Genomic DNA, 23,734 nt, shown 5'->3' with positions numbered 1-23,734 from the left:
CCTGTTGCTATTCTATAGCAAGCGAGAAATTGCCTGTACCATATGTGCATTTTGCGCTGGCGTGCCGACTGTAATCCGTAGTTTGTCATCTAGTTCTGGCTGATTGAAGTACCGGATCATGATGCCTTTTGCTTTTAGTGCGGCTTGCAGAGACCGAGCGATATCTTTCGGCGGCTTCACGAGCAAGAAATTAGTTGAAGAGGGCCATACCAAAAAACCTAAGGACCGTAACTCTGTTGCGAGTTGTTTGCGGGCGGCGATGACTTTTTGAACGGTTTCGGTTTTGTAGGCTTGGTCAGCGATCGCAACTTCTCCTAATTTCAACGCGATCGCATCCACGTTATAGCTATCTTTCACCTTTAGCAGCCCCGCTAACAGCCCAGGCTGAGCAATGCCAAAGCCCAATCGCAAACCAGCGAGCCCATATCCTTTTGAGAGCGTCCGCAGCAGCATCACATTCGCAAACTCTCTCACTAAGTCTAAGTTCGCTCGGTCGGCAGCTTTACCAACAAAATCTACATACGCTTCATCGATCAGCAGCACGCCAGTGAGCCCTGCGGCAAGCCTCCGAAGATCGCTCCGCCTTACCACATGGCCAGACGGACTGTTTGGCGTGGCAATCAATGTGACCGCTGCGTTGGCTTCTAAAAGCTGATCGATCGGCAAGAGCCAATCTGTTCCTTTTTGCTGATAGGGCACTTCAACAACAGTGGCAGGTTGAATCTCAGCTAGCGTGCGATAGAGCACATAGGTTGGCATTGGATAGGCCAAAGACCTAACGTCGCCTTCCGAGCAAGCTCGAACTAACAGCGTCAGTAGATCATCACTACCGTTTCCGGCAATCACCCAATCAGTCGGAATACCAAACGTTTCGCTGACTTTTTGACAGAAATCTCTAGCTAGCGGATCCGGATATCGACGTAGCAGCTCAGCGCCGATGTGATCTAACGCCGCAATCACTTTTGGGGAAGGTGGATAGGGATTTTCGTTTGAGTTTAGCTTAAGAACGCCAGCCTCTAGAGCGGGCCATTCTCCGGGCGCGTAACCCTCCATTGAAGTAACGCTTGGACGAAACCAGTTACGCATCTATTCGATTTCTGTTGTAAAGGGCAGGCGCATATACATACCGGTTGGATCGTTCAAGCGTTCTAGCAGCTTGAAGTCTTCTCGTAGTTTTAAGAGCTGGTCAGTGAGTGGATCTTTGTTCCAAGGTAGACGCGTGATCATTTCTGCGCCAAACAAACTATCGAGCAGCTGTTCTTCAAATGACGGAATACGAGGATATTCTTCTACCTTAAATTCTTCTATCTTTGCAGTTTGGGCCGCTAAGGCGATCGCATCATTCAATCCGCCTAGTTCATCAACTAGGTCCGCGTTGATCGCTTCTTCTCCAGTCCACACTCTGCCCTGTGCCACTTGTCCAACTCGCGCCATAGAGATATCTCTGCCCTCTGCTACCAGACTAGTGAACCGAGTGTAGAGCGTATCTACATAGTCTTGCTGCACCTTCAGCTCTGAGGCTGTCTTAGGCCGACTGACGGTGCCCATACCTGCTAGCTGCGCTGTCTTGACATCGTCCCAGGTGATACCGTTTTCATTCGCAATTTCTTGAAAGTTCAGCAGCAGTCCATACACTCCAATTGAGCCAGTAATGGTGGTCGGAGAGGCCAGAATCTTTGCCCCAGGCGCAGCAATCATATATCCGCCCGATGCGGCATAGTCGCCCATCGAGACCACTAGCGGCTTTTCATCAGCGAGTAGCCTCACTTCATTCGCAATAATTTCCGAGGCCGTCGCACTGCCGCCCGGGCTATTCACCCGCAGCACCACCGCTTTTATATCGTCGTCTTCACGCATATCTCGTAGCGTCGCAGACAGTCCTTCTGAGGTAATCGCTCCAGGTACCGAGCCTTCCCCGACAATGATGTTGCCTTGAGCGTAGACAACAGCGATCGCATCTTTATCCTCACTAGAATTGCGGTCTCTAGCCACAGTTCGCGCGTAGTCGCTCAAAGTCACATTGGCAAACTCTGGTTCATCTGCCTCTGCCCAGCTCTCTGCCGATGCATCCTCGCTAGAATCGGCCTCACCCGCCAGCTTTTTTAGCTCGCTCAGCATCTCAGTGTAAAACCCCAGCCGATCAACTAGCCCAGATGCCAGTGCCTGCTCCGGTTCAATCAAGCCCACTTCATCAGCATAGGTCTGCATCTGCGTAGGCGTGACCTCCCGCTCATCGGTGACGGTATTAAGAAAGTCTTGCCATAGACTAGTGACTAACACTTCAGTTTGTTGCTTTTCTTCGGGGCTGCTCTGCGACCTAGTAAATGGCTCTACCGCCGATTTGTACCGGCCCGCCCGCACTACCTGCACGCCCACGCCATACTTCTTTAATGCATTTCCTAGAAACTGAGTCTCAGCTCGAAAGCCATTAATCTCTAGCAGGCCCACTGGAGCTAACAGCAGATCATCTGCCACCGATGCCATGTAGTAGTCTCGCTCTTTGAGCCCAGTGCTATAGGCCAAGATTGGCTTACCCGACGTCTTAAAGTCCTTTAGGGCCGCACGGATTTCCTTCAGCGTTGCTAGCCCTTCCGCCGGCATCCCAGTTAGATAAATGCCTGAAATTCTGTCATCTTCGGCAGCAGCGGCGATCGCCTGCAATGCGTCATATAAGGAAATCGAAGGCGTCACCCCATAAAAAGACTCATCAAAAAGCCTACCAGTACCTGAGACGTCCCCATCAACGATGTCAGTGCTCAGATCAAACATCAGCACAGACTGATCTTCGATCTCCACTTCCGTCTCAGACGAGCTAGACACTAGCAGCACGCTCACTAGTCCAAATGCGCCTATCCCTAGCAGCAGTACCAGGCTAAAGAGGCCTACCAATGTCCCTACAGCGCTAGCAGCTGCAATCTTTAAAAAATCTCGCATGGATTGTCCGGTTTGCCAAAGACAGCAAATATATCAGCCAGGTCTCGATCAGACCAGTCCCTGGTTTAATAGTCTAAACCTATCAACTTAATCTTAACGAAACTCATCGAGTTGATTTAGGTAAGGCTGGCTGGAGCGATCCCGCGCGAGGCTTATGATCTCATTCCCGCAGGTATGCAGCGAAGGCTTTTTCGCCAGCAATCGGACCTGCCTTGACAACGTCCCAGCGCCTGAGTATCACCCATTATCCATAGCCATACTTACTTCACCACTCGCCTAATCACTCCCGGCTGACGCAGCCCTAGAAGTGATTCACTACCAGTACAAAATAGAACTGTTGTTAGCTCGGCGATTAGTGCTTCGCTAAGTTCTGCTAGCGCCTCTTCTGACTGACTCGCCGCCTGTAAGAACGGCATTGCTATTCCAACTAAGTCAGCGCCTAAGGCGATCGCCTTTGCTGCATCAAGCCCATTACGCAGCCCTCCAGAAGCGATCAAAGACACTGAAGCAGACGATGTGCTAGGAGACGATATCCTTGCGCCCGAATCTGAAGCTGGCTCTGTTTGAAATTCTGATCGAATACTGGTCAAGCACTCTGCCGTCGGTATCCCCCAGTCGGCAAACGTATTGCCCAATCGTCGCTGCTTGGCATCCTTAGCTCGCTCACTTTCGACTCTTGCCCATGACGTTCCGCCCGCACCCGCAACATCAATGGCTGCGACCCCAGCATCAACCAGCCGCCTGGCCATCACTGCCGAAATCCCGTTGCCTACCTCCTTTGCCACAACAGGTACTGGCAGGACCTTCGCAAGCTGCTCAATTTTTGTGAATAGTCCCTTAAAGTTGACATCACCCTCTGTCTGCACCGCTTCTTGCAGTGGATTCAAATGCAGGATCAGCGCGTCTGCCTGTAGCGCATCTACCGCTTTTTGACATTGCTTTATGCCATAGTCATAGTTCAACTGCACCGCACCCAGGTTGGCAAATAGCAGCGCATCTGGTGCATATTGCCGGACTGAAAAGGTTTCTATCAGCGCTGGATTTTCGACAGCAACTCGCTGCGAGCCTACACCCATCGCTAGGCCAAACCGCTGCGCCGTTTTTGCTAACCGCTGATTGATCAGCTGGGCTTGCTCTGTACCCCCTGTCATTGAGGAAATTAGCAGCGGCGTGGTGATCGCCTTTCCCAAAAAGGTTGATCGCAGGTCAATATCGTCACGGTTCAGCTCTGGCAGACAGCAGTGTGTAAACCGATATTGCTCGAATCCGTTCGTAATTCGATGGCTTTGGACATCTTCGTCTAGGCAGATTCGTAAGTGATCTGCTTTTCTTCCCTGGGTTTGTTCACTGGCCTGCTGACCGACCTGCTGACTGGCCGATTGACTAGCTGACCCTTCAGCTAGCTTACCGCTGGAGAGAGCATCAGCATTGATAGAAGAAGAGGAGCTCACAGGCAAAGAGTTAACAGGGAGATCTGAAGTATTTTAGGCTGTTGCTTACTAGCTGCAGGGCGATCGCACATAACTTAATCCCACCTTTACAACCCTCTGCTTTTTACACCCGAGTTAATTCCACCGCGTCTCGACCATCAACCGAGCCTAGAAGCACCCGTACCGATTCGTTATTGGATGTCGGTAGTTGCTTACCTACAAAGTCGGGATGAATGGGTACCTGACGATGACCTCTATCAATCAGCACCGCTAAGCGTACCGCTTCTGGCCTACCGTAGTCGTGCACCGCGTTCAAAGCTGCTCGCACTGTTCGCCCGCTGTAGATCACATCATCGACTAGCACCACCGTTTTTCCTGTTAGATCAAATGGAATCACCGTCTTCGCTGGGGCTCTGACGCCAATTTGATCTAAGTCGTCCCGATAGAAAGTGATGTCTAGCGCGCCGACGGGCACTGTGATGCCCTCTAATCGCACGATCTGCTCCATAAAAGAGTCGGCCAACGGTACCCCACGGGTGTGGATCCCTAGCAAAACCAGATTACTCAAGTTGCCCGATTTCTCTACAATCTCTGATGCCAAACGGTTTATCGTCCGACGCAACTCTTCAGCAGATAGAATATCGACTACTTTCTGAGTCATCAGCTTCGCCTCAATAATTGAAAAAACGCAAAAAGCAATTACGTAAGTACGCCATCCCACTTCTCTGTTAAAGACAGTTCCTTGAAACGCTTTTGCATGGGACTTTCTACCGTAAGTCAATAATCCTATCAGCTTCTGATATGGCAAGTGTTCTTATGCATGGCCTGGTCATTAGGATACTTGCTAGTCGAATCGCTTCCTGTCATACAACTGTCATACAGTGGTTTTCACCAACAAACCTGTTCTAATCAGCTCAACAGATGCTGTATAGCAAGGTGCGGATGCATTCGCGCCTTGCGAGTCACTTAGCCTGTTGAAACACAAGGGTTATAGCCAATGCTATGCCGTAAGCTAAGTGACCAAAGCTATAGTAGATAGACATTATCTTCAAGATTTCCACCGCAGACATCAAACACCTTAGCTAGGCGCGATCATCAGCACAGAAACGCCTATAACTATTCCTAATAGAAAGGCACGGCGGGTCAAGGTGAACGCTTGCCTGATGACCTCTAGGGTAATTGCTCTATCCGGATTGCCTAGCAGTGGCTTATGTTTGAGCTTTCCTCTGTATGTGTTATTACCCCCCATTTGAACGCCTAGTGCTGCGGCGTACACACATTCACTCCAGCCTGCATTAGGGCTAGGGTCCGCAGGCGCATCTCGCCGACAGACTTGTAATACCTGTTTCGGTCGCCTTGATAGCAGCGCTACTATGAGCACACTGATTCGACAGGGTAGCCAGGTTAACCCGTCTTCAACTCGGGCGCTAAACCAGCCTAGGTCGGCATACGGCTCCTCTTTATAGCCCACCATAGAATCAAGTGTGCTTGCTGCTTTGTAGGCGATCGCAACAGGCCCGCTAGCGCCAATCAAAGCACCTATGATGGCAAAAAACAAAGGGGCTAATACGCCATCTACGGCGTTCTCGCTGACTGTTTCTAAGACGGCCCGATAGATCTCAGTTGCCGATAGCTGCGCGGTATCTCGTCCCACATACAGCGCTAGGTTTTGCCTAGCACGTTTGATATCGCCACTCTCTAATGGTTTTAGGACATCTTCCGCTGCCTGTCTTAGACTGCGCCCAGCAAAACAGCTCGCTAATAGAATCACTTCGGCCGCACAGGCGATTACAGGCAAGCTTCTGGCCAAAAGCCATAGCCCCAGCCAGCTCAAAACTCCCGTTCCACCTATCACTAAAACAGCTAGTCCTATGCCAGCTAGCCGCCTCTTGAAAGGCGACCAATCACGCTTCAAAACGAACTGAGTATAGCTATCAATTACTTTGCCTATGGTCTGAACAGGATGAGGCCAGCCCCAGGGATCGCCTACCACAAAGTCCAATCCGGCTGCTGTAATTAATAAGGGAACCTGTTCAAGCTGACTAGCTGATAGCTCAAACAAAGGCAAATCAAATAACAGAAATCCCAAGTAAAGCGACCCTAACTAGAGAGTCGTCAAACAACAAAACTAGCGCCCTCTCCTTGAGCAGCCTGCCAGCTCCTAGCATCGTAGTAGAGATCTTCTAAAGTGATGCTATGAAATGCTTCTTGTATCTTCTGATTGAGCCGATTCCACAGCATAGAAGTTACCCAATCTTCGGCTTGAACCTGCGTAGAGTTATCCGGGCTGCTCACGGCCATAGCAGTCATAGAACTAGCCGATTCACCAACGGCTTCGAGGATCTGTCCTAGCGATATTTGTGAGGAGGGTTTGGCTAACTGATAGCCGCCTTGGGCGCCGCGTACAGAATTGATTAGACGCGATCGCCTTAGCTCGATCAGTAGCTTTTCTAGATAGGGGGCAGGCAACTGCTGACGCTCAGCAATCTGCCGCACTGAAGAGAGTGACCCCGCTGGCTGCAAGCTCAAATCTAGCATTGCCTTGACACTGTAATGACCTCGGGTAGTCAGCTTCATAGGTATAAATTACATCAGAAAGACTGACTTGCAAATAAAAGATCTAAGAAAATGTTTTGCTACTCAAATTTGGTTTTCCAGAGAAGAAATGAATTATTTTCGCTACAGCTAAAAAATGTAGTTATAGAAAATTCTAGCGCGCTAGTATCCTCTATTATAGGCTCACCCTGATTCTTTTCTACTGCTACATAGAGTGGGAGTTTATAACATTTACACTAGCTTAGAAGTATGGTTTTATAAGTAAGGTTAAGGCTAGGAATTGATCAAGTGCAACGCTTCTACGACTCACTCTATGAGACTTGTTTTCTCAGATGACTTTGAGCAGTAGATTATGAAAATGAGTCGCATACTTTTCGTAGATTCAGCAGCGTTTGTTGTTTGCAATCTTCATTTGTTCGCTTAGAGAATCAGACATAAAGGATATGGTCAGCAATCCAGATACAGACGCGCTTACAGGGAAAGCACTGCTTAGAAAGGTAAAAGAACTAGATCATCTATCGAGAGAAGAAAAGGCTAAGACCTGTGGGTACTACACGATTACCAAAAGTGGTGTGACCCGCGTCAATATGATGAAGTTTCTAAATGCGCTGATTGAAGCTGAAGGCATTCAAATTGACAGCACACAAACGGGCACAGGTAGGGGTGGACGCAGCGCCAGTTACCGTATCACTGTTCAATCTAATGGGAACTTATTAATCGGCTCTGCCTACACCAAGCAAATGGGATTACAACCCGGCGACGAGTTTGAAATCTCCCTCGGTCGCAAGCATATCAAGCTCAAGCAGATTGGCCAAGCAAACGATCAAGGGAGTCATGAATATGATGAAAGTGATGAGTGATAGCCGTTGATATCTTTTGTCTTGATCTTGATTGAACTACGTAGAGGCCGTGCTTATCTAACCGTATAAAAGCGCCAGTCTAGAAGCGGGTGATCACGACTGACAGGGTACCCTTTCATTAGTATATTGAGCATATGGACACTAAGTAGGTGAGGGTACGAGCAGTGACTACTTCAGCCATATCTGAACAGCCGCAAAAAGCTAGCGAAAGAAAAGAGCGATCGCAACCTACCCTATGGGCGATCGCAGGTATTTTCTTTATCCTTGGCGCAGCCGCTAGCACCTTCACCATTTGGCAGCTCCACAAACTGTATAGGGCTTCCATTGCCCCTCCTATCTCTGTAGAAGGTACACTCCAAGCTCAATACAACCTTGATGAAACAGTTGTTCACCCTGCTCCTGCTGGCTACTACATAGAAGGCACTGGTGTTGGTCGTATCTATCTTCAAGGTCTGCCTCTACAAAGCTATGTTGGAGAGAGTATCGTAGCTACTGGTAGCGTTGAAGGCATTTGTGGACCCAAATCTATTCCCTGCTATCCGATGCTTTCGCTAAGGGAGATCGGCTATCCACCAGCAGAAGAATAAATTGCCTTACATCTTTCACCAATCGGCTAGAAAAACGAATAAGTGAATATCTTTCGACATGAATAAGGTACTCTGTGGTATTGTTCCAAGCTGAATAGCGCATCTGCTAAGTCAAAGTATTTGTATAGCTTTTCTAATAAATCTTCTAGCCTTGAAAGTACCTGCTTTATCCCAACAACCCATAGGGTACATCGGAGACGACTATTTTGATGTGTGATTGAGCCCTACTGCTTTAAGGGTTCTTTTTCGCTCTATATGCATCTCTCTCATCGCTTTTGCCGTTCTTGACGGCATTAGTAGATCCCGAGCAGCATAGCATCTGGGGCTTGAGCTAAAGAGCTGAGTAGTAGAGTACTTTATGTTTTTCGCTCAGCGTGATCGCGCTAGCTTCAGTCTCGAATAGTCTAGCTTTGTCCTGTACAGTACTTTCACCTCAGTCTCTATCACCGCCTGACTCAATTCAAACAGCTGCAGAGCAGGCTGGTGATCGTTAAGATAGTCTCGTTATTCCGATGAGACTATGATGCTAAAGTTCCAGCCGCCTGGATTTGGGAAGAGATCGGTTTTTACTGAATTAGGGCAGGTAGTTTACTACACGCAGGCAAGTTCGCTATGGCGACCCGCTTCTGACCAGGTAATGTTCTTCCACAACTTTGGTGGAGGGGCTTCTGCCTATGAATGGTCAAAAGTTTATGCAACTCTAGCTGCGCAATATACAGTGATTGCTCCTGATCTAATCGGTTGGGGGGCGTCGGCTCATCCGGTTCATCGCTATACCGTTGCTGACTATCTAGTCAACCTAGAATCGTTTATATCGCAAACGGCGACCGGACCGATTGTGGCAGTCGCTAGTTCTTTTACAGCAGGTCTAATGGTTAGACTTGCTGCGCAAAAACCACACTTATTTAGTCTCCTATTTCTTACTTGCCCTTCTGGCTTTAGAGATTTTGGCAAAGGCGCAGGCCGGCGCTTACCGGAACCGATTATCAATACACCTTTTCTAGATACGCTGATCTACACTCTAGGTGCGACTAACGATCTAGCTGTTCGCAACTTTCTAGAAAACTTCTTATTCTACAAACCAGAACGCCTTTCCGAAGAAATCATTTCGGCATACCTAGAATCTGCTCAGCAGCCGAATGCAGAATACTCGGCGCTCTCTTTTCTTAGAGGCGATCTCTACTTCGACCTAACGCCCTACATCAAGGCTTTGAAAGTCCCAACAGCGATGGTTTGGGGAGAAGATGCTAAGTTCACAACGGTATCGTTAGGTCGGCGCTTGGCTCAGCTAAATCCTGAAGCGATTCAACGATTTCAGGTAGTATCAGAGACTGGTGTACTGCCGCAGTTGGAGCAGCCAGGTCCGGTAGCAGCGCTATTACTAGATTGGTTGCAAGCCAAGAAGTAGTTTGCTAATTGCGTCTTCAAACGATCATGTTAGAGGGTAAGAAAATCGATGAGCCAGTACTTTGCAACCGTCGCTAGAGGACTAGAGCCACTCGTTGTAGAAGAACTGGAACAGCTGGGTGCAAAGGATGTGCAGCCTGGCTTTTGCGGTGCGGCGTTCAAAGGCGATCGCGCCCTTCTCTACAAAGTCAACCTGTGGGCTAGACTCCCATTTAGAATTCTGCTGCGTTTAAGTGAATTCGACTGCGCTACGGCTGAAGATCTCTTTGCCGGTGTTCAGCGGATTGACTGGAGCCAGTATCTCACGCCTGACCTCACGCTAGCCGTCAATGCTACTGGCAAAACGAATGCGCTTAACCATACCCATTTCACTTCACTTCAGGTAAAGAACGCGATCGTAGAACAGCAGCTCGAAGCCTTCGATCAACGCTCCGATGTGGACACTTACGAACCCGATCTTCGAATCAACGTCCACCTACACAAAAACCGGGCGACTCTTAGCCTTGATAGCTCCGGTGACAGTTTGCACAGACGTGGCTATCGGCCTGCCGTCGGCGCGGCTCCACTCAAGGAATCTTTGGCCGCTGCGCTGATTCAGCTATCCGGGTGGCAACCTAATCAAGCATTCTTTGATCCGCTCTGTGGTTCGGGGACGCTGCCTTTAGAAGCGGGACTGCAGGCTTTGCAGGTAGCGCCTGGCTTGTTTCGAGAGCGGTTTGGCTTTGAAACCTGGCTAGATTATGATGATGAACTGTGGGAGAGTATGCTCACCGAGGCAGAAGAACAACAGAAAGAAGATCTGAGTGCTTTTGTGGGGGGAAGTGATCGCGATCCAAATGTCTTGATCCAGGCACACAGCAATGCCCAAAAATGCGGCATCGAACATCTCGTAGACTTCCGACAGAATGAGCTAGCAGACATAGAAGCCCCAGCCGACAGCGGTATTCTGCTCTGCAATCCACCTTACGGGGAAAGACTTGGCAAAGATACAGACCTCGGCGCATTCTACAAACTGCTAGGCAATGTACTAAAACAACGTTTCAAGGGTTGGACCGCCTACATTCTTAGTGGAAACAAGGCACTTTCTAGCAATATTGGCCTCAGATCTGCCTCTCGCACTCCGGTATACAACGGCGCACTGCTCTGCCAGCTAATGAAATACGAACTTTACTAGATGCCCTAAATTCTTTTATTTCAGTCATTTCAGCGTCTTCAGAATGTACATTGCACTAAAGTTGCATTTATGTATATGCTCGTTTATGTGACTATAAATGCAACTTTTAGTGCAGGTTTAGTGCAGAAATGCCCTCAAGAAAACTGACTCTAGAAGCCATCAATGCTCGGTTAAAAGCAGCCTTAACAGGGGTCTCGTTACAGCAACGAGGTAAAAGACTATATTTACGAGCGACACTGCCTCCCAAACCAGGAGCTCAGCAATCTGCCCCTTATCAGCAGCAAATTGCACTGGGTATTTATGCTAATCCTGATGACCTCGCTGAAGCAAAAACACAAGCTAAGGCATTAGGGCTACTTTTAGCCACAGGCACTTTTGATTGGATTAGCTATGGACAGGGCGTAGGGGCAACTTGTGGAGCCTGGATCGAACGCTACCGGCAGCGCCTCTACGAAAATAAACTTACTGGAGACAAAGACTACCGCTGGCGAGTCGATCACTGGAATGCGGGCTTAAAGTGGCTACCGATGTCGCAGCCATTGAATAAAGATGCCGTTTTATTGGCAGTGCAAAAACATAAGCCCAATAGCTCTACCCGCGCTAAAGCTTGCCAAACAACAGGATGGTTTATCAAATGGTGTGGTTTAGATATCGATCTCAAGCCGTATCAAGGTAAGTACTCGTAGAGAAAGCCCATCAAGGAGCGAGTCATCCCGAGTGATGAGTTAATAGAGCAGGAGTTCGATAAATTGGTGAAGCCCCATTGGCAATGGGTGTACGGTATGATGGCGTCTTATGGTTTGCGCAACCATGAATGCTGGCACATTAGAGAGCGTTATCGAGGGGATGGTGTTTTGGTGATAGTGATTGATAGTGACACCAAAACAGGTGGTAGAGAGATCAGGCCCCTACATCCTCACTGGCCTGACCAGTGGCAATTAGACGATGGCAATCCCCCTGAAATCAACGCCCAGTCGAATCGGGTCTATGGTGAAAGAACCGCGATTCGATTTAAGCGACGAGGTATCAGCTTCATGCCTTATTCCTTGCGTTGTCGCATTAGGGTACGCAAAGGCTGTTGTTTGTAATGAGCCAACAGCTTCGATAGGGGCAAGTCTTCATTTGCAATACGAACGGATAGAACCGTTGAAGTGTTTGAGTTGTAGTTCGGCATTGTTGTATTACATACTCGCTAACTCAACTGTATAGAGGCCATTTGAGATTTCTAAGGATTAGCGGCAAGCCGTTTGAGCATTAGCCTGCCAAAGCAAAAGTCCATTTGAGCTTTGGCATTCAATAGTGTTCTCTCAAAGTTCTTCGTTAAGCTTTTGCAGCGTTCCATCCAAGCGTTAGAGCGTTCAATTACCCACCGGGTGGCAACCGGCACAAAACCGCTTTTGCCTTGCGCCGATTTCTCTGCCTTGGAAGGCTTCGGAGACAGCTCAAACCTGATTTTTTGCATGATGCCTGGATAAACAGCCTCAAGTATCTTCTTCAGTTTGTCCAGATGATATCCGTTATCCAACAAAAGAGTGATTTTGGGAATATTGACCGGCTTAGATTTGAAATATTGGATGTTGAGTATCAACATCATCAGCAAACCCACATCATCTGAGACATTCGCTGGTGTACAAAGTGTAAAGAAAGGAAACCCCAACGTATCTACCACGAGATGCCGTTTTATTCCGTTAGTGGCTTTGTAAAAACAAAACCCTTTTGATGTCACACTTGCATTGCACGTGTTCTTGACCGCTTGCGAATCTGCCATCATCAATGTGGTCCACTGGGCTTTTTTTGAGCTTGCTCGCGGACTTGGCCATGCAATAGTGTCATCAGCTTCTCGAAAGAACCGGCTTTGCGCCATTCGTTGTAGTGCCAGAAAACGGTTGAGTATGGCGGTAAGTCTTTGGGTAAGTCCTCCCAGTTGCAACCATTTTTCAGTCGATAGAGCATGCCATCAATTAGCGCTCGGTAACTCCAGCTAACAGGTTTCGTCTTTTTCTTCTGGGGTAAGACCTCAGGTAACAGCGATGCGACCCCGCGTCGCTTTGCGGCGCTAGGGAATGCGCATCAAGACAGCGGTTCTAGAAGTTCCCATTCGGCATCTGTCAGACTGCTTGAGTAGGTCATAACTATTGAAGGAGAAGAACTTCATCATTCTCATGGATTTTGAGAATGATCTCAAATGGGTTCTATAACGAGACCACGTTTTTGGAAGCGAACAACAATCCGTGCAACGGTTGGACTTTTTGGGGCTTTTTCAGACTTTTTCGGGTCAGGGGATCGCTGAAACTATTGAACTGCCGTAATTCTAAAAATTTTCTATACTTCGTCCAAAGGAATACTCACAATGGCTGAGAAGCCTGTTATTCCATGCTTTTTAAAAAACAAACCAAAACAAACCATGATTAACCTATGAAGAAGATTAAGGGTTAATTATGGTGATTTTAGGTTAATAGGTGATTTTAAGGGGTGAGATGCCTTTTCTGGGCTTTTTTCGGTGGAAATATGGCTCCTGATATTGAGATAGCCAGTGCATTGATGACTGGAAGTGATAGCATTTTAGCAGTGGGTTGCGCCCCGAAAAGGGGCTTCACCGGAAAGTTCACACACTACGCCCACTAGGACTGATTAAAAGCCTCTAAACACCTCTCAGAAAGGCTTTAAAGGATTTCTCGTTATTCTCCTATCTGGCTCGCTTCAAAAGCCAAAAACAATGCTGTCTATGAGCAACGTCTCTGCCGCGCAGGCAGAGAACTACTACGACAAGGACGATTACTACACGCAAGACTTAGAGACTGAAAAAGAACAGCTGCAGACTCGCTGGGCAGGAAGAGGTGCAGCCGCATTGCGCCTCTCTGGCGAAGTCGATAAGTCAGTTTTCAAGCAACTGCTACAAAGTGAAGAGCCGAATGGGCAATCACTCCATGCGCGAAAGATTGATCTGACTAAACATAGAGCGGGCACAGACTACACGTTTTCTGCACCCAAGAGTGTTTCTATTGCTGGTTTAATTCAACAGGATTGGCGGGTGATTGCCGCTCACGATAGGGCAGTGGAAACCGCACTCGCTGTTTTGGAAGAATGCTATGCTCAGACGCGGGTACGGACAAGAACAAGTAGAGAAAGAGTCTGCACCGGCAATGTCGCGGCAGCGGTCTTCCGACATGAAACGAGTCGAGCCCAAGAACCACAGTTGCATAGTCACTGTGTGGTGATCAATACCACTCAGATGGCGGATGGATCTTGGCGCAGTCTCAGCAATGAGGAGATTGTGGCGAATCAAAAGCTGCTAGGAGAGATTTATCAGAATGAGCTGGCTTACCAACTCAGGCAATATGGCTATGAGATTGAAGTCAGAGAAAATGGACAGTTTGACTTGCGAGGCTATGAGCCGAAACTGTTGGAGGTTTTCTCCACTCGTAGACAACAGATTTTAGAGCTGATTGAAACTTGGTCAGTGGAGCGAGAAACGGCATTTAAAGGGAGTGATGTGAGTGCTGCAAGGAGGGAGGCGGCTAATTTGAGATCACGCACCAGCAAGCGCATAGTTCCGCGCGATGTGTTGTTGCAGGCTTGGCAGCAAGAAGTGCAGTGCCAACAATTAGAACTGCCCCAGATTCCTTAATCGGGAAGTCTCAAGTCTAAACACCATCCGCCGCTTGCTCCAATCGTAAAAGCAGGCATCGATCATGCGGCTGAGCGAGAAGCTGTGTTCCGACGCAGCAAGGTAGAGCGGTTTGTGTTGGAAAATCATTTGGGCCAGCAGAGCTTTGCTGAGTTACAACAGGAAATCCAAGACAGCCATGAGCTGATCCGGGCTGACCTAGTTAAGAACAAGTTTACGACGCAGACAGCGATTCAGCGGGAGTTGGAGACAATTCGGTTGATGCAAAATTGTAAGGGAGCAGTGGAGGCGATCGCATTCCCGACAGAACTCCAACACCACTTAGCAGAAGCCAATACTCTAACGAAGGGACAGCAGCAGGCAATTGAGCTATCTGCATTGAGCCGTGACCGCATCCTCGCTTGGCAGGGCGTCGCCGGTTCTGGCAAAACCTACAGCCTGAAACTCTTCAGCGAACTTGCGACCCAAAAAGGCTACACCGTTCGCGGATTTGCCCCCAGCGCAGAAGCAGCCCATGAGGTGGCAACAGCTACTCACGTTCCAAGTGATACGGTTGCGAGTTTGCTGGTTCAGGATGCGAGCGATTCACCCAAACCTCAGACTATTTGGATCGTGGATAAGGCCGGGTTGCTTAGTGCGAAGGATGCGCATCAGCAGCCACAGAAAAGGCAAGGGTAATTTTGGTGGGGGATACTCGGCAGCTTTCGGCAGTGGAAGCAGGTAACCCGTTTAAGAGTTTGCAGGCGGGTGGCATTCAGACGGTGTATTTGCAGGAGTCCCGGCGGCAGAAAACTGAGGACTCTATGAAGGCGATCGCACTCATAGAATCCGGTCAGCTAGAAAACGCGATTCAGCATCTTGACCACACGGGCTCCATTCACGCCATCCTTTCGCAGACGCATCGATTTCAACAAATTGCCGATGAGTATCTGAGTCTAACCCCAAAACAACGTGACCGGACGTTGCTACTGGCTGGGACAAATGCTGAGAGATTAGAGCTAACTGCCAAGCTACGTCAGTCAATGCAAGCGCGGGGTGAATTGGGCGCAGATGTCTTTCATTTCAGTTCCTTGAGAAACAGGAATTTGACAACAGCGCAGGCGGGCTATGCCAGCTACTACAAGCAGGGTGATGTGCTGATGCCGAGTCAGGACTACAGACGTCAGGGGTTGGTGAAGTATCAGCAGTACCGGGTGTTGAGTGTGACACAGAGGCGAACCGCTTGACGGTGGAAACGCCGGATGGTCAGCTGATGAAAATTAATCCGGCTCGGTGTCAGAGGAAGACGGTGTACGCGGTACAGAAGATTGCGGTTGCGAAGGGCGATCACCTGCGATGGACGTGCAATAACCGAGCTGCCAAAGTCCGAAACGGTCAGCGATTCACTGTGGTTGATGTCGATAGCAATAGCAACGCCCAGATTGTGAATGACCGTGGCAACTGCTCACAAATCAACCTACGAGGACAGCAATACATTGACTACGCCTTGGTGAGCACCACCTACAGCAGCCAAGGCAAAACGGCTGACCGAGTGTTGGCCCTGATGGACGGCACGACCAGTCGCGAGTCTTTCTATGTGGCGGCTTCTCGTGCCAAGCATCATCTCAGCATCTACACAACAGACATCGCTGACTTGGTTCAGCTAGCACAGCGATCTCAATCCAAAGAAAATGCCAGCGACTATATTCCTTTATTCCAGATGGTAAACAGCCATGCCCAGACCCAGAAAGAAAACAACGCAAACAACAACACCTCCCGTGACTGTGGAAATATCGAGGAACGTATTGGAGACCGCATTGCTGAAAAGCTTGGGGCCACTCTATGGCGAGATCTCCAGACTGAAACAAGAGAACATCAAACTACAAGAGCAGTTGACCGGCTTAATCACAGCACAAGCGGAAACTCAAACCTTATTGGCAAACTTGAGCAAGCAGGTATTGGGCTTGCTCGATCACCAAAGACAGCTAATCTTAGATCAGAGAACCGTATCGTTCAGCTACGACAATCTGGAAAGTCTAGAGATGGCGTTGGCATCCTTGAACCAGAGTTTAACCAGTTTGAGCACCGACTTGACCGACGACAACAACTTATAGCAGCAACTACTAAACTCCTTGAACGATTTGAGTCAAGCGACTGCCTGAAGAAGCTGCTAAAGAAAAGGCATTACCAAAGGCTATGGGTTCACTACAGCCAGAGTATGCAGGCTAAGAACTCACAGCAGTTGGATTACTTAGTAGCTCATCAAGCGTTGATAGATGGATTAGAGGGAAAGGATATTGGATTGATGTTGTCAGCAGGTAGTGGCCATGTCCAACATATTCATGAGCATAGTGGACAGCTATCGGCCGTGCAGTATGTAAACCAGACCATTAGAAGGATTAGTTATCAGGCGTCCATAAGGATTAGTTATCAGGCGTCCATTAGGAAAATGCTTAAGCAGCAAAGTCAATTAGGGCTATAGCTCCGTTAGGTTTGTCCTTACGGATTAAGTGCTTAAGAGCATCACCGTAACTTTAGATACCTAGTATGTCGAGGAATTGGAGTAGCTGCACAAGCTTTTAAGAAGCACGCATTAGCCAATCAGAAGACTTTTTATACCAAGCAAGCCTTTCTTTGAAGGAGTCTGACAGCTATCGATAGAAGTTTATAGCCTAAAATTGGGGGGGATTTGAAAATTTGGCAGATTGGGTTATGTATACTGCGAATGATGAATATGGCGCTTTTAGGTAACCAGGCTAGAAATAGGTTGCATATCTAATCGATTGATTAAGGCTTCCCAGAGTACAGGATGATATGGCATTCAATGAAGATTCAAGGGTCAAAATTCCAAGCCTCCTCCATCTGACTCGGTTAGGTTATACCTACCTGTCGTTAAAAAATGCCTTATGGGATGAAGACACTAATATATTCGTCGATATTTTTAAGCAAAGCATTGCAAATATTAATGAAGGGCTGAATCCAGACGACATTGATCGCTTACTCGAAGACGTAAAGCTATCGCTGGATAATGAAGATCTGGGTCAAGCCTTTTATGAGATGCTGACCGAGCGATCCGGTACTAGACTCATTGACTTTCAAAACTTTTCCAACAACCAATTCCATGTGGTCACGGAATTGACCTACAAAAATGGCGATGAGGAATTTAGGCCAGATATCATCTTGTTGATCAATGGGATGCCCTTGGTATTTATCGAGGTCAAGAAGCCTAATAATCGCCAGGGTGTCTTAGCAGAGCGTGACCGTATTAATAAACGGTTTCAAAATTCAAAGTTCAGGCGTTTCGTTAACATCACTCAGCTGATGGTGTTTTCCAACAATATGGAATACGATAACGAGTCGCCACAGCCTATCGAAGGCGCATTCTATGCTTCGCCATCGTATCAGGAGCCTATTTTCAATTACTTTCGAGAAGAAGAAAGCCTAGACTTGGCTACTTTGCTGACACCAGAGGATGAGGCGATTGAAAATACAATATTGAAAGACAACAATCTCAATATCATTAAACATAGTCCAGAGTTTTTAACGAATAAGAACCCTGATTCTCCGACTAACCGCGTTTCGACGTCACTATTTTCAAGGGAACGTCTGGCATTTTTGCTGCAATATGCCATTGCCTATGTGCATGAGGACGATGGTGTGCAAAAGCATGTGATGCGTTATCCACAAATTTTTGCCACTAAAGCCATTAAGCAAGCGCTGAACGAGGGAGAACACAAAGGCATTATTTGGCACACCCAGGGCAGTGGTAAAACGGCTCTGGCTTATTACAATGTGCATTACCTGACGGCCTACTTTCAAAACCAATCGATAATACCGAAGTTTTACTTTATTGTTGATCGGCTAGATCTTCTAACCCAGGCAAGTTGGGAATTTAGAAAGCGTGGGTTAGTCGTTCACAATATTAGCTCCCGTGATGAATTTGCCAGGGATATTAAATCCACAGGGGTGATTCATAATTATTCAGGGAAACCAGAAATTACCGTAGTCAATATTCAGAAGTTCAAAGATGACGCCAATGTCGTCAAAACTGATGATTACGATGTCAGCATTCAACGTGTGTACTTTCTAGATGAAGTGCACCGCAGCTACAACCCCAAGGGCAGCTTTTTGGCGAACTTGAGCCAATCAGATAATAATGCCATCAAAATTGGGTTAACCGGCACGCCTTTGCTGGGTAATGACTACAATTCCAAATTATTATTCGGCGATTATATCCACAAGTACTATTACAACGCATCGATTGCTGATGGCTATACCCTACGTCTGATTCGCGAAGAAATTGCCAGTAACTACAAAATGGTTTTGCAGCAGGCATTAGAAGAAGTCGAAGTCCAACAGGGGGATGTAGACAAAAAGTATGTCTATGCCCATGAGCGTTTTGTGGAGCCTATGCTCGACTATATTGTCGAGGACTTTGAAAAAAGTCGTGTTGCCCTGGGGGATAACAGCATTGGCGGCATGATCATTTGTGATAGCTCTGATCAAGCCAAAAAGATGTTTGAGATCTTTGAGGATAAATATACTCCTAACCTGAAAGTTGTTGAACAGCCGCCTGTCTCTGAAATCCCTATAGCGGCAGAGCAACCAGGTCCATACAGAGTAAAGCAAAAGAAAAGTAATAAAGTCAGAAGTGCTGCCCTAATACTGCATGATATTGGTACTAAAGATGAACGGAAAGAAAAAGTCGAAGAATTCAAAGTTGGAAAAATTGACTTCCTGTTCGTTTACAACATGCTGCTTACGGGTTTTGATGCCAAACGTCTGAAAAAGCTTTACCTTGGGCGCATTATCAGACGGCACAATCTCTTGCAAGCCTTAACCCGAGTAAATCGTACCTACAAAGACTTTCGCTATGGCTATGTCGTAGACTTTGCCGATATCCGCAAGGAGTTTGATGCAACTAACAAGGCCTATTTTGATGAGCTACAGGCAGAGCTAGGGGATGAAATAGAGCATTATTCCAATCTGTTTAAATCTCAAGAAGAGATTGAAGAAGAAATTGAACAGATTAAGGATGTCTTATTCCGATTTGATATTAGCAATGCTGAGGTCTTCTCCCAGCAAATTAGCGAAGTTCAAAACCGTGGACAGGTGCAAGCTATCAAAAAGGCCCTCAGCGATGCGAAAAGCCTGTATAACCTAGTCCGGCTATTGGGACACAATGAACTACTGGAAAAAATTGATTTCAAAAAGCTTAACTTACTCTATCGAGAAACCAGCAATCATCTAGATTTGCTAAATCTCAAGGAAAATATTGAAAACAGCAATGACACGACCAATTTGCTCAATGTGGCATTGGAAGATGTGCTGTTTATGTTTACCAAAATCAGCGAGGAAGAGCTAATTCTGGCGGATCAGCTAAAGAGTACATTACGTAAAACGCGCGAGGCCTTGGCAGGTAATTTTGACCAAAAAGATCCCAAGTTTGTGACCCTGCGTGAAGAGCTAGAACGCTTATTTAAGCAGAAAAATCTAAGCGAAGTGAGTCAGGATGAGATGAACCGAAATATCGGTAGTCTTAATAAGATTCATGAGCGGATTAAAGAACTTAACCGTGAAAACAATCAGCTCAAGGCAAAGTATCAGGGAGATGTGAAATATACCCGTATTCATAAACGCATTTTGGAACAGGGTAATATTTCTCAGCAAGAACGTCGTATTTTGAAGCCTTAAACGGCGTTAAAGAGCAAGCAGATGATCAAGTTTTGAAAAACACCCAAATACTGAATAACGAAGGCTACTTTGACAACCTAATGAAGCCAATTGTAGTCAAGCAATTTAAAGGGAAACAAAAAATTAATTTAAATGCTGACTCTGCGCGCTATATTAACACCCTGGTTGTAAAGGAATACATGAACGAATTCAATAATGAAGAAATTGGAGCCTAGGGTGATAACCCTTGATTTTGAGCGTAAAACCAAAGAATTGATCGATGGTCTCAAGGGTATCTGCGCTTCCTATGGGTTAGGTAATGACGGTAACGAATTCAAAATTATCACCCAGGTATTCCTATACAAATTTCTCAATGATAAGTTCGCTTATGAAGTTAAGCAGATTGACGCTGATATCGACTCTACTGAAAGTTGGGAGCAGGCCATTAATCAGCTTAGTGAAGATGACTTTGAGCTGCTACAAATGCAGTTGAGTGCTGATACGGCTAAGTTGAAACCTGAACACTTTATTTCGCATTTGTTCGCCCAACAAAATGCACCAGAATTCGCCAAACTTTTTGACGATACTCTACGGGATATCGCTATTACCAATAATGATATTTTCTCAGTTAAAACTGATCGCGGAGGGAAAGTTACTCTCTTTGACCGCGTCAGTGAATTTATTACTGATCTTTCCAGACGGGATGAGTTTTGTAGGGCAATCATCAATAAGCTTGTGGCATTTAGCTTTGAACGTATTTTTACTGAAAAATATGATTTCTATGCCACGATTTTTGAGTACTTAATTAAAGACTACAACAAAGACAGCGGTGGTAAATACGCTGAATACTATACCCCCCATGCAGTTGCCAAAATTATGGCAGCTATTCTGGTGCCAGAGCATCAACGGGGCAAAATCCAGAACGTTAGCTGTTATGACCCATCAGCTGGTTCTGGTACGTTGCTGATGAATATCGCCCATGCCATTGGTGAGGAACGCTGTAGCATTTTTCCCCAGGATATTTCGCAGAAGTCATCAAGCTTGCTGCGTCTTAACTTGATTTTGAATAATCTGGTGCATTCTATTCAAAATGTGATTCAAGGAAACACTTTGCTGCAACCGTATCACAAGGACGGTAAAAAGCTGAAACTGTTTGACTACATCGTCTCTAATCCACCCTTCAAAATGGATTTTAGCGATTTTCGTGATGATCTAGACAGCGATAAAAACAAGAAGCGTTTTTTTGCAGGTATTCCCAATGTGCCGAAAAAAGCTGTAAATAAGATGGCAATTTATCAGCTATTTTTACAGCACATTATTTTCTCGCTAAAACCTGAGGGTAAAGCAGCGGTGGTGGTTCCGACTGGTTTTCTGACAGCACAGGCAGGTATTGACAAAAAGATTCGCATGAAGTTAATTGATGAGAAAATGCTAGCTGGTGTAGTTTCCATGCCCAGCAACATTTTTGCCACCACAGGCACAAATGTGTCTATTGTCTTTATTGACAAAGCGAATAAAGAAGATGTGGTCTTAATCGATGCTTCTGGACTTGGTGAAACTGCTAAAGAAGGGAAAAACCAAAAGACAGTACTTACAGAAACCGAAGAAGAGAAAATTATTGCTACTTTTAATGAGAAAGAGGTCGTTGATGACTTTGCTGTTGTGACAACTTATGACCAAATTAGGAGCAAAAACTACAGCTTCAGTGCTGGTCAGTACTTTGAGATAAAGATTGAGTATACCGATATTACTCCTGAAGAATTTAACGCGAAAATCAAAGACTTTTCTGAAAATTTAGAAACTATTTGCTGACTCAAAAGATTTGGAAATAGAAATTATTCAACAATTGGCGGGATTAAAGTATGTCAACTAGTCTCGATCCAATCATTGTCAAAAAGCGTTATGAAGGAATAACTAAACCCTTATCTAAATTATGTCATTCCATAACTGACTGCCATCATTCAACCCCCAAGTATACTTCTGCTGGAAAAATAGTTATTAGAAACTTCAATATAAAGAATGGCAGATTAATACTAGACAATGTTTCTTTTACTGATGAAGAGACTTATCAAGCACGTATTGCTAGAAGTAAACCAGAGCCAGGCGACCTCATCATCACACGGGAAGCGCCAATGGGTGAGATTTGTATAATCCCAGAAGGGATAGAATGCTGCTTAGGACAACGGATGGTTCTAATCAAACCTGACGAAAATATTATCGACAATAACTATTTGCTATATGCGATCCTTTCAGAATATGTGCAGAAGCAGATTCTGAAGAGTAATAATACCGGTTCAATTGTTAGTAACTTAAGGATTCCTGATCTTGAAGATTTACAAATACCAATTAAAGAGCCTCAATCGCAAATTGCGGGTATTCTCTCTGCTCTTGATGCCAAAATCGATCTAAATAATCGTATCAATGCCGAGTTAGAGGCAATGGCGAAAACGATCTACGACTACTGGTTTGTACAGTTTGACTTCCCCGATGAAAATGGTAAACCCTACAAATCTTCCGGTGGGAAAATGGTCTATAACAAGACTCTTAGACGCGAAATACCGGAAAAGTGGAAGGCTGGAACTCTTGAAGATCTTGGCAAAATTGTTGGAGGTAGTACACCATCCACTAAAGTTGAAGCAAACTTTTCTGAAAATGGTATTCCATGGATAGCACCTAATGATTTATCTAACAATGTGGGCAATAAATATATTACGAAAGGTAGCTTAGATGTAACTTTAGAAGGAATTAAAGATGCTTCACTTAAGTTATACCCAAAAGGAACTGTGCTACTAAGTTCAAGAGCACCTATTGGTTACATGGCAATTGCCCGAAATAAGCTCACGACAAACCAAGGTTTTAAATCATTTATACCAAATAATAAGTTCTCTACTGAGTTTGTTTTTTATGCAGTCAAAAATTCAATGAAAGCTATTATTCAATATGCTTCTGGTTCAACGTTCAAGGAAGTCTCAGGGACAATCTTAAAAACTATCAACGTTTGTCTGCCACCACCAGATATAGCCGATGGATATACAAATCATATGAGATCAACTTTTTCTAGACAAGATTTCTTGGAACAAGAAAATCAACAGCTCACACAACTTCGCGACTGGCTCTTACCCATGCTAATGAATGGCCAGGTAACAATGAAATAATTTCAAAGATTGGATTTAAGCCGTCTAGCCAACCGACCCCAACCACACACCATCAGATTATTCAGACCTTCTCTAACCTATGCAAGGCGAAATCGACCAATACGGCTTCGAACGAATCCAACTCACCAGCCTGACCACCCTCGACCAGCTAATCGCCGATCGCTTCCACAGCCCCCCAGCCCTACACCACCGACACCCGCGCCGCCCTTCGCCATCTGGGCCTTAGATAACGACAGCCATCCCTACTTCGCCATCTTCAAATCCGCCGACGAAGCCTTCCCCGGTAAACCCTTTGGCGTCGGCTTTGCCCCCAAAACCTGGCACTACAACAAAACCGCCGCCCTAACCATT

At 46.4% G+C, this 23,734-nt stretch carries 20 protein-coding genes and 1 pseudogene; 13 read left to right on the top strand and 8 right to left on the bottom strand.

The genetic code is table 11. From position 1 onward, the window contains the following. Positions 1 to 12: 12 nt before the first annotated feature. The 6 genes from hisC to S7335_RS04175 form a co-directional block, all read right to left on the bottom strand. Positions 13 to 1,086: a histidinol-phosphate transaminase gene (gene hisC / locus S7335_RS04200; protein ID WP_038015585.1), complete on the bottom strand. Its 1,074-nt coding sequence runs from the start codon at positions 1,084 to 1,086 to the stop codon at positions 13 to 15. Further along, a complete protein-coding gene (sppA, locus tag S7335_RS04195) occupies positions 1,087 to 2,934 on the bottom strand; it encodes a signal peptide peptidase SppA (RefSeq protein WP_006455220.1) in 1,848 nt (615 codons plus the stop codon). Between the two features lie 260 nt (positions 2,935 to 3,194). After that, positions 3,195 to 4,385, bottom strand: coding sequence for a type 2 isopentenyl-diphosphate Delta-isomerase (fni, locus tag S7335_RS04190; RefSeq protein ID WP_006456664.1), 1,191 nt, complete (start codon positions 4,383 to 4,385; stop codon positions 3,195 to 3,197). Between the two features lie 103 nt (positions 4,386 to 4,488). Beyond that, the gene (pyrR, locus tag S7335_RS04185; protein ID WP_006457139.1) at positions 4,489 to 5,025 is read right to left on the bottom strand and encodes a bifunctional pyr operon transcriptional regulator/uracil phosphoribosyltransferase PyrR; all 537 of its coding nucleotides are present in this window, start codon (positions 5,023 to 5,025) and stop codon (positions 4,489 to 4,491) included. Between the two features lie 417 nt (positions 5,026 to 5,442). Next, complete coding sequence (gene cbiB, locus S7335_RS04180; protein ID WP_006455018.1) at positions 5,443 to 6,453, bottom strand: adenosylcobinamide-phosphate synthase CbiB; 1,011 nt, start codon at positions 6,451 to 6,453, stop codon at positions 5,443 to 5,445. Positions 6,454 to 6,479: 26 nt separating this feature from the next. Then, positions 6,480 to 6,941 carry an RrF2 family transcriptional regulator gene (locus tag S7335_RS04175; protein WP_038015583.1) on the bottom strand — a complete coding sequence of 154 codons (462 nt, stop codon included), beginning with the start codon at positions 6,939 to 6,941 and terminating at the stop codon, positions 6,480 to 6,482. Between the two features lie 422 nt (positions 6,942 to 7,363). Here S7335_RS04175 and S7335_RS04170 point away from each other — a divergent pair, with 422 nt between their 5' ends. The 6 genes from S7335_RS04170 to S7335_RS04145 all read left to right on the top strand — a co-directional run bounded on the left by S7335_RS04170 (position 7,364) and on the right by S7335_RS04145 (position 12,036). Next, positions 7,364 to 7,780 carry an AbrB family transcriptional regulator gene (locus tag S7335_RS04170; protein ID WP_006457268.1) on the top strand — a complete coding sequence of 139 codons (417 nt, stop codon included), beginning with the start codon at positions 7,364 to 7,366 and terminating at the stop codon, positions 7,778 to 7,780. A 164-nt stretch (positions 7,781 to 7,944) separates the two neighbouring features. Next, positions 7,945 to 8,367: a hypothetical protein gene (locus tag S7335_RS04165; RefSeq protein ID WP_006453562.1), complete on the top strand. Its 423-nt coding sequence runs from the start codon at positions 7,945 to 7,947 to the stop codon at positions 8,365 to 8,367. 520 nt (positions 8,368 to 8,887) lie between these two features. Continuing rightward, the gene (locus tag S7335_RS04160; RefSeq protein ID WP_227499946.1) at positions 8,888 to 9,775 is read left to right on the top strand and encodes an alpha/beta fold hydrolase; all 888 of its coding nucleotides are present in this window, start codon (positions 8,888 to 8,890) and stop codon (positions 9,773 to 9,775) included. Between the two features lie 48 nt (positions 9,776 to 9,823). Next, a complete protein-coding gene (locus tag S7335_RS04155) occupies positions 9,824 to 10,948 on the top strand; it encodes a class I SAM-dependent RNA methyltransferase (RefSeq protein ID WP_006455619.1) in 1,125 nt (374 codons plus the stop codon). Positions 10,949 to 11,076: 128 nt separating this feature from the next. Further along, a complete protein-coding gene (locus S7335_RS04150) occupies positions 11,077 to 11,634 on the top strand; it encodes a hypothetical protein (protein WP_006453994.1) in 558 nt (185 codons plus the stop codon). Positions 11,635 to 11,697: 63 nt separating this feature from the next. Then, on the top strand, positions 11,698 to 12,036 hold the full coding sequence (locus S7335_RS04145; protein ID WP_198011345.1) for a hypothetical protein: 339 nt from the start codon (positions 11,698 to 11,700) through the stop codon (positions 12,034 to 12,036). Positions 12,037 to 12,173: 137 nt separating this feature from the next. Here the strand turns inward: S7335_RS04145 and S7335_RS04140 are convergent, their stop codons facing one another. Together S7335_RS04140 and S7335_RS04135 are read right to left on the bottom strand one after the other, a co-directional pair. Continuing rightward, complete coding sequence (locus S7335_RS04140) at positions 12,174 to 12,716, bottom strand: transposase (protein WP_038017015.1); 543 nt, start codon at positions 12,714 to 12,716, stop codon at positions 12,174 to 12,176. Between the two features lie 2 nt (positions 12,717 to 12,718). After that, positions 12,719 to 12,976 carry a transposase gene (locus S7335_RS04135; RefSeq protein WP_050765770.1) on the bottom strand — a complete coding sequence of 86 codons (258 nt, stop codon included), beginning with the start codon at positions 12,974 to 12,976 and terminating at the stop codon, positions 12,719 to 12,721. 697 nt (positions 12,977 to 13,673) lie between these two features. Here S7335_RS04135 and mobF point away from each other — a divergent pair. The 7 genes and pseudogenes from mobF to S7335_RS28730 all read left to right on the top strand — a co-directional run. Beyond that, positions 13,674 to 14,576 carry a MobF family relaxase gene (gene mobF, locus S7335_RS04130; protein WP_227499945.1) on the top strand — a complete coding sequence of 301 codons (903 nt, stop codon included), beginning with the start codon at positions 13,674 to 13,676 and terminating at the stop codon, positions 14,574 to 14,576. Positions 14,577 to 14,837: 261 nt separating this feature from the next. Further along, positions 14,838 to 15,802, top strand: a pseudogene (locus tag S7335_RS28735) (AAA family ATPase). A 26-nt stretch (positions 15,803 to 15,828) separates the two neighbouring features. Continuing rightward, complete coding sequence (locus S7335_RS04115; RefSeq protein ID WP_227499944.1) at positions 15,829 to 17,037, top strand: hypothetical protein; 1,209 nt, start codon at positions 15,829 to 15,831, stop codon at positions 17,035 to 17,037. A 332-nt stretch (positions 17,038 to 17,369) separates the two neighbouring features. Continuing rightward, a complete protein-coding gene (locus S7335_RS04110; protein ID WP_006455981.1) occupies positions 17,370 to 20,249 on the top strand; it encodes a type I restriction endonuclease subunit R in 2,880 nt (959 codons plus the stop codon). Between the two features lie 216 nt (positions 20,250 to 20,465). Next, complete coding sequence (locus tag S7335_RS04105; RefSeq protein WP_006457714.1) at positions 20,466 to 22,040, top strand: class I SAM-dependent DNA methyltransferase; 1,575 nt, start codon at positions 20,466 to 20,468, stop codon at positions 22,038 to 22,040. Between the two features lie 50 nt (positions 22,041 to 22,090). Beyond that, on the top strand, positions 22,091 to 23,383 hold the full coding sequence (locus S7335_RS04100; RefSeq protein WP_006454653.1) for a restriction endonuclease subunit S: 1,293 nt from the start codon (positions 22,091 to 22,093) through the stop codon (positions 23,381 to 23,383). Between the two features lie 9 nt (positions 23,384 to 23,392). Next, positions 23,393 to 23,734 (top strand): hypothetical protein (locus S7335_RS28730; RefSeq protein WP_227499943.1); only part of this gene is annotated, 342 nt, incomplete at its 3' end.

This window comes from Synechococcus sp. PCC 7335 (genome assembly GCF_000155595.1).
GTDB lineage: Bacteria > Cyanobacteriota > Cyanobacteriia > Phormidesmidales > Phormidesmidaceae > Phormidesmis.
The sequence above is the reverse complement of the archived record's forward strand: the minus strand, read 5'-3'. Positions and strand labels throughout refer to the sequence as shown.

Coding starts and splice junctions, on each gene's coding strand:
- hisC (WP_038015585.1), bottom strand. CDS start 1,086: ATGCGTAACTGGTTTCGTCCAAGCGTTACTTCAATGGAGGGTTACGCG.
- sppA (WP_006455220.1), bottom strand. CDS start 2,934: ATGCGAGATTTTTTAAAGATTGCAGCTGCTAGCGCTGTAGGGACATTG.
- pyrR (WP_006457139.1), bottom strand. CDS start 5,025: ATGACTCAGAAAGTAGTCGATATTCTATCTGCTGAAGAGTTGCGTCGG.
- S7335_RS04175 (WP_038015583.1), bottom strand. CDS start 6,941: ATGAAGCTGACTACCCGAGGTCATTACAGTGTCAAGGCAATGCTAGAT.
- S7335_RS04170 (WP_006457268.1), top strand. CDS start 7,364: ATGGTCAGCAATCCAGATACAGACGCGCTTACAGGGAAAGCACTGCTT.
- S7335_RS04160 (WP_227499946.1), top strand. CDS start 8,888: ATGATGCTAAAGTTCCAGCCGCCTGGATTTGGGAAGAGATCGGTTTTT.
- S7335_RS04155 (WP_006455619.1), top strand. CDS start 9,824: ATGAGCCAGTACTTTGCAACCGTCGCTAGAGGACTAGAGCCACTCGTT.
- S7335_RS04150 (WP_006453994.1), top strand. CDS start 11,077: ATGCCCTCAAGAAAACTGACTCTAGAAGCCATCAATGCTCGGTTAAAA.
- S7335_RS04140 (WP_038017015.1), bottom strand. CDS start 12,716: ATGGCAGATTCGCAAGCGGTCAAGAACACGTGCAATGCAAGTGTGACA.
- mobF (WP_227499945.1), top strand. CDS start 13,674: ATGAGCAACGTCTCTGCCGCGCAGGCAGAGAACTACTACGACAAGGAC.
- S7335_RS04115 (WP_227499944.1), top strand. CDS start 15,829: ATGAAAATTAATCCGGCTCGGTGTCAGAGGAAGACGGTGTACGCGGTA.
- S7335_RS04110 (WP_006455981.1), top strand. CDS start 17,370: ATGGCATTCAATGAAGATTCAAGGGTCAAAATTCCAAGCCTCCTCCAT.
- S7335_RS04100 (WP_006454653.1), top strand. CDS start 22,091: ATGTCAACTAGTCTCGATCCAATCATTGTCAAAAAGCGTTATGAAGGA.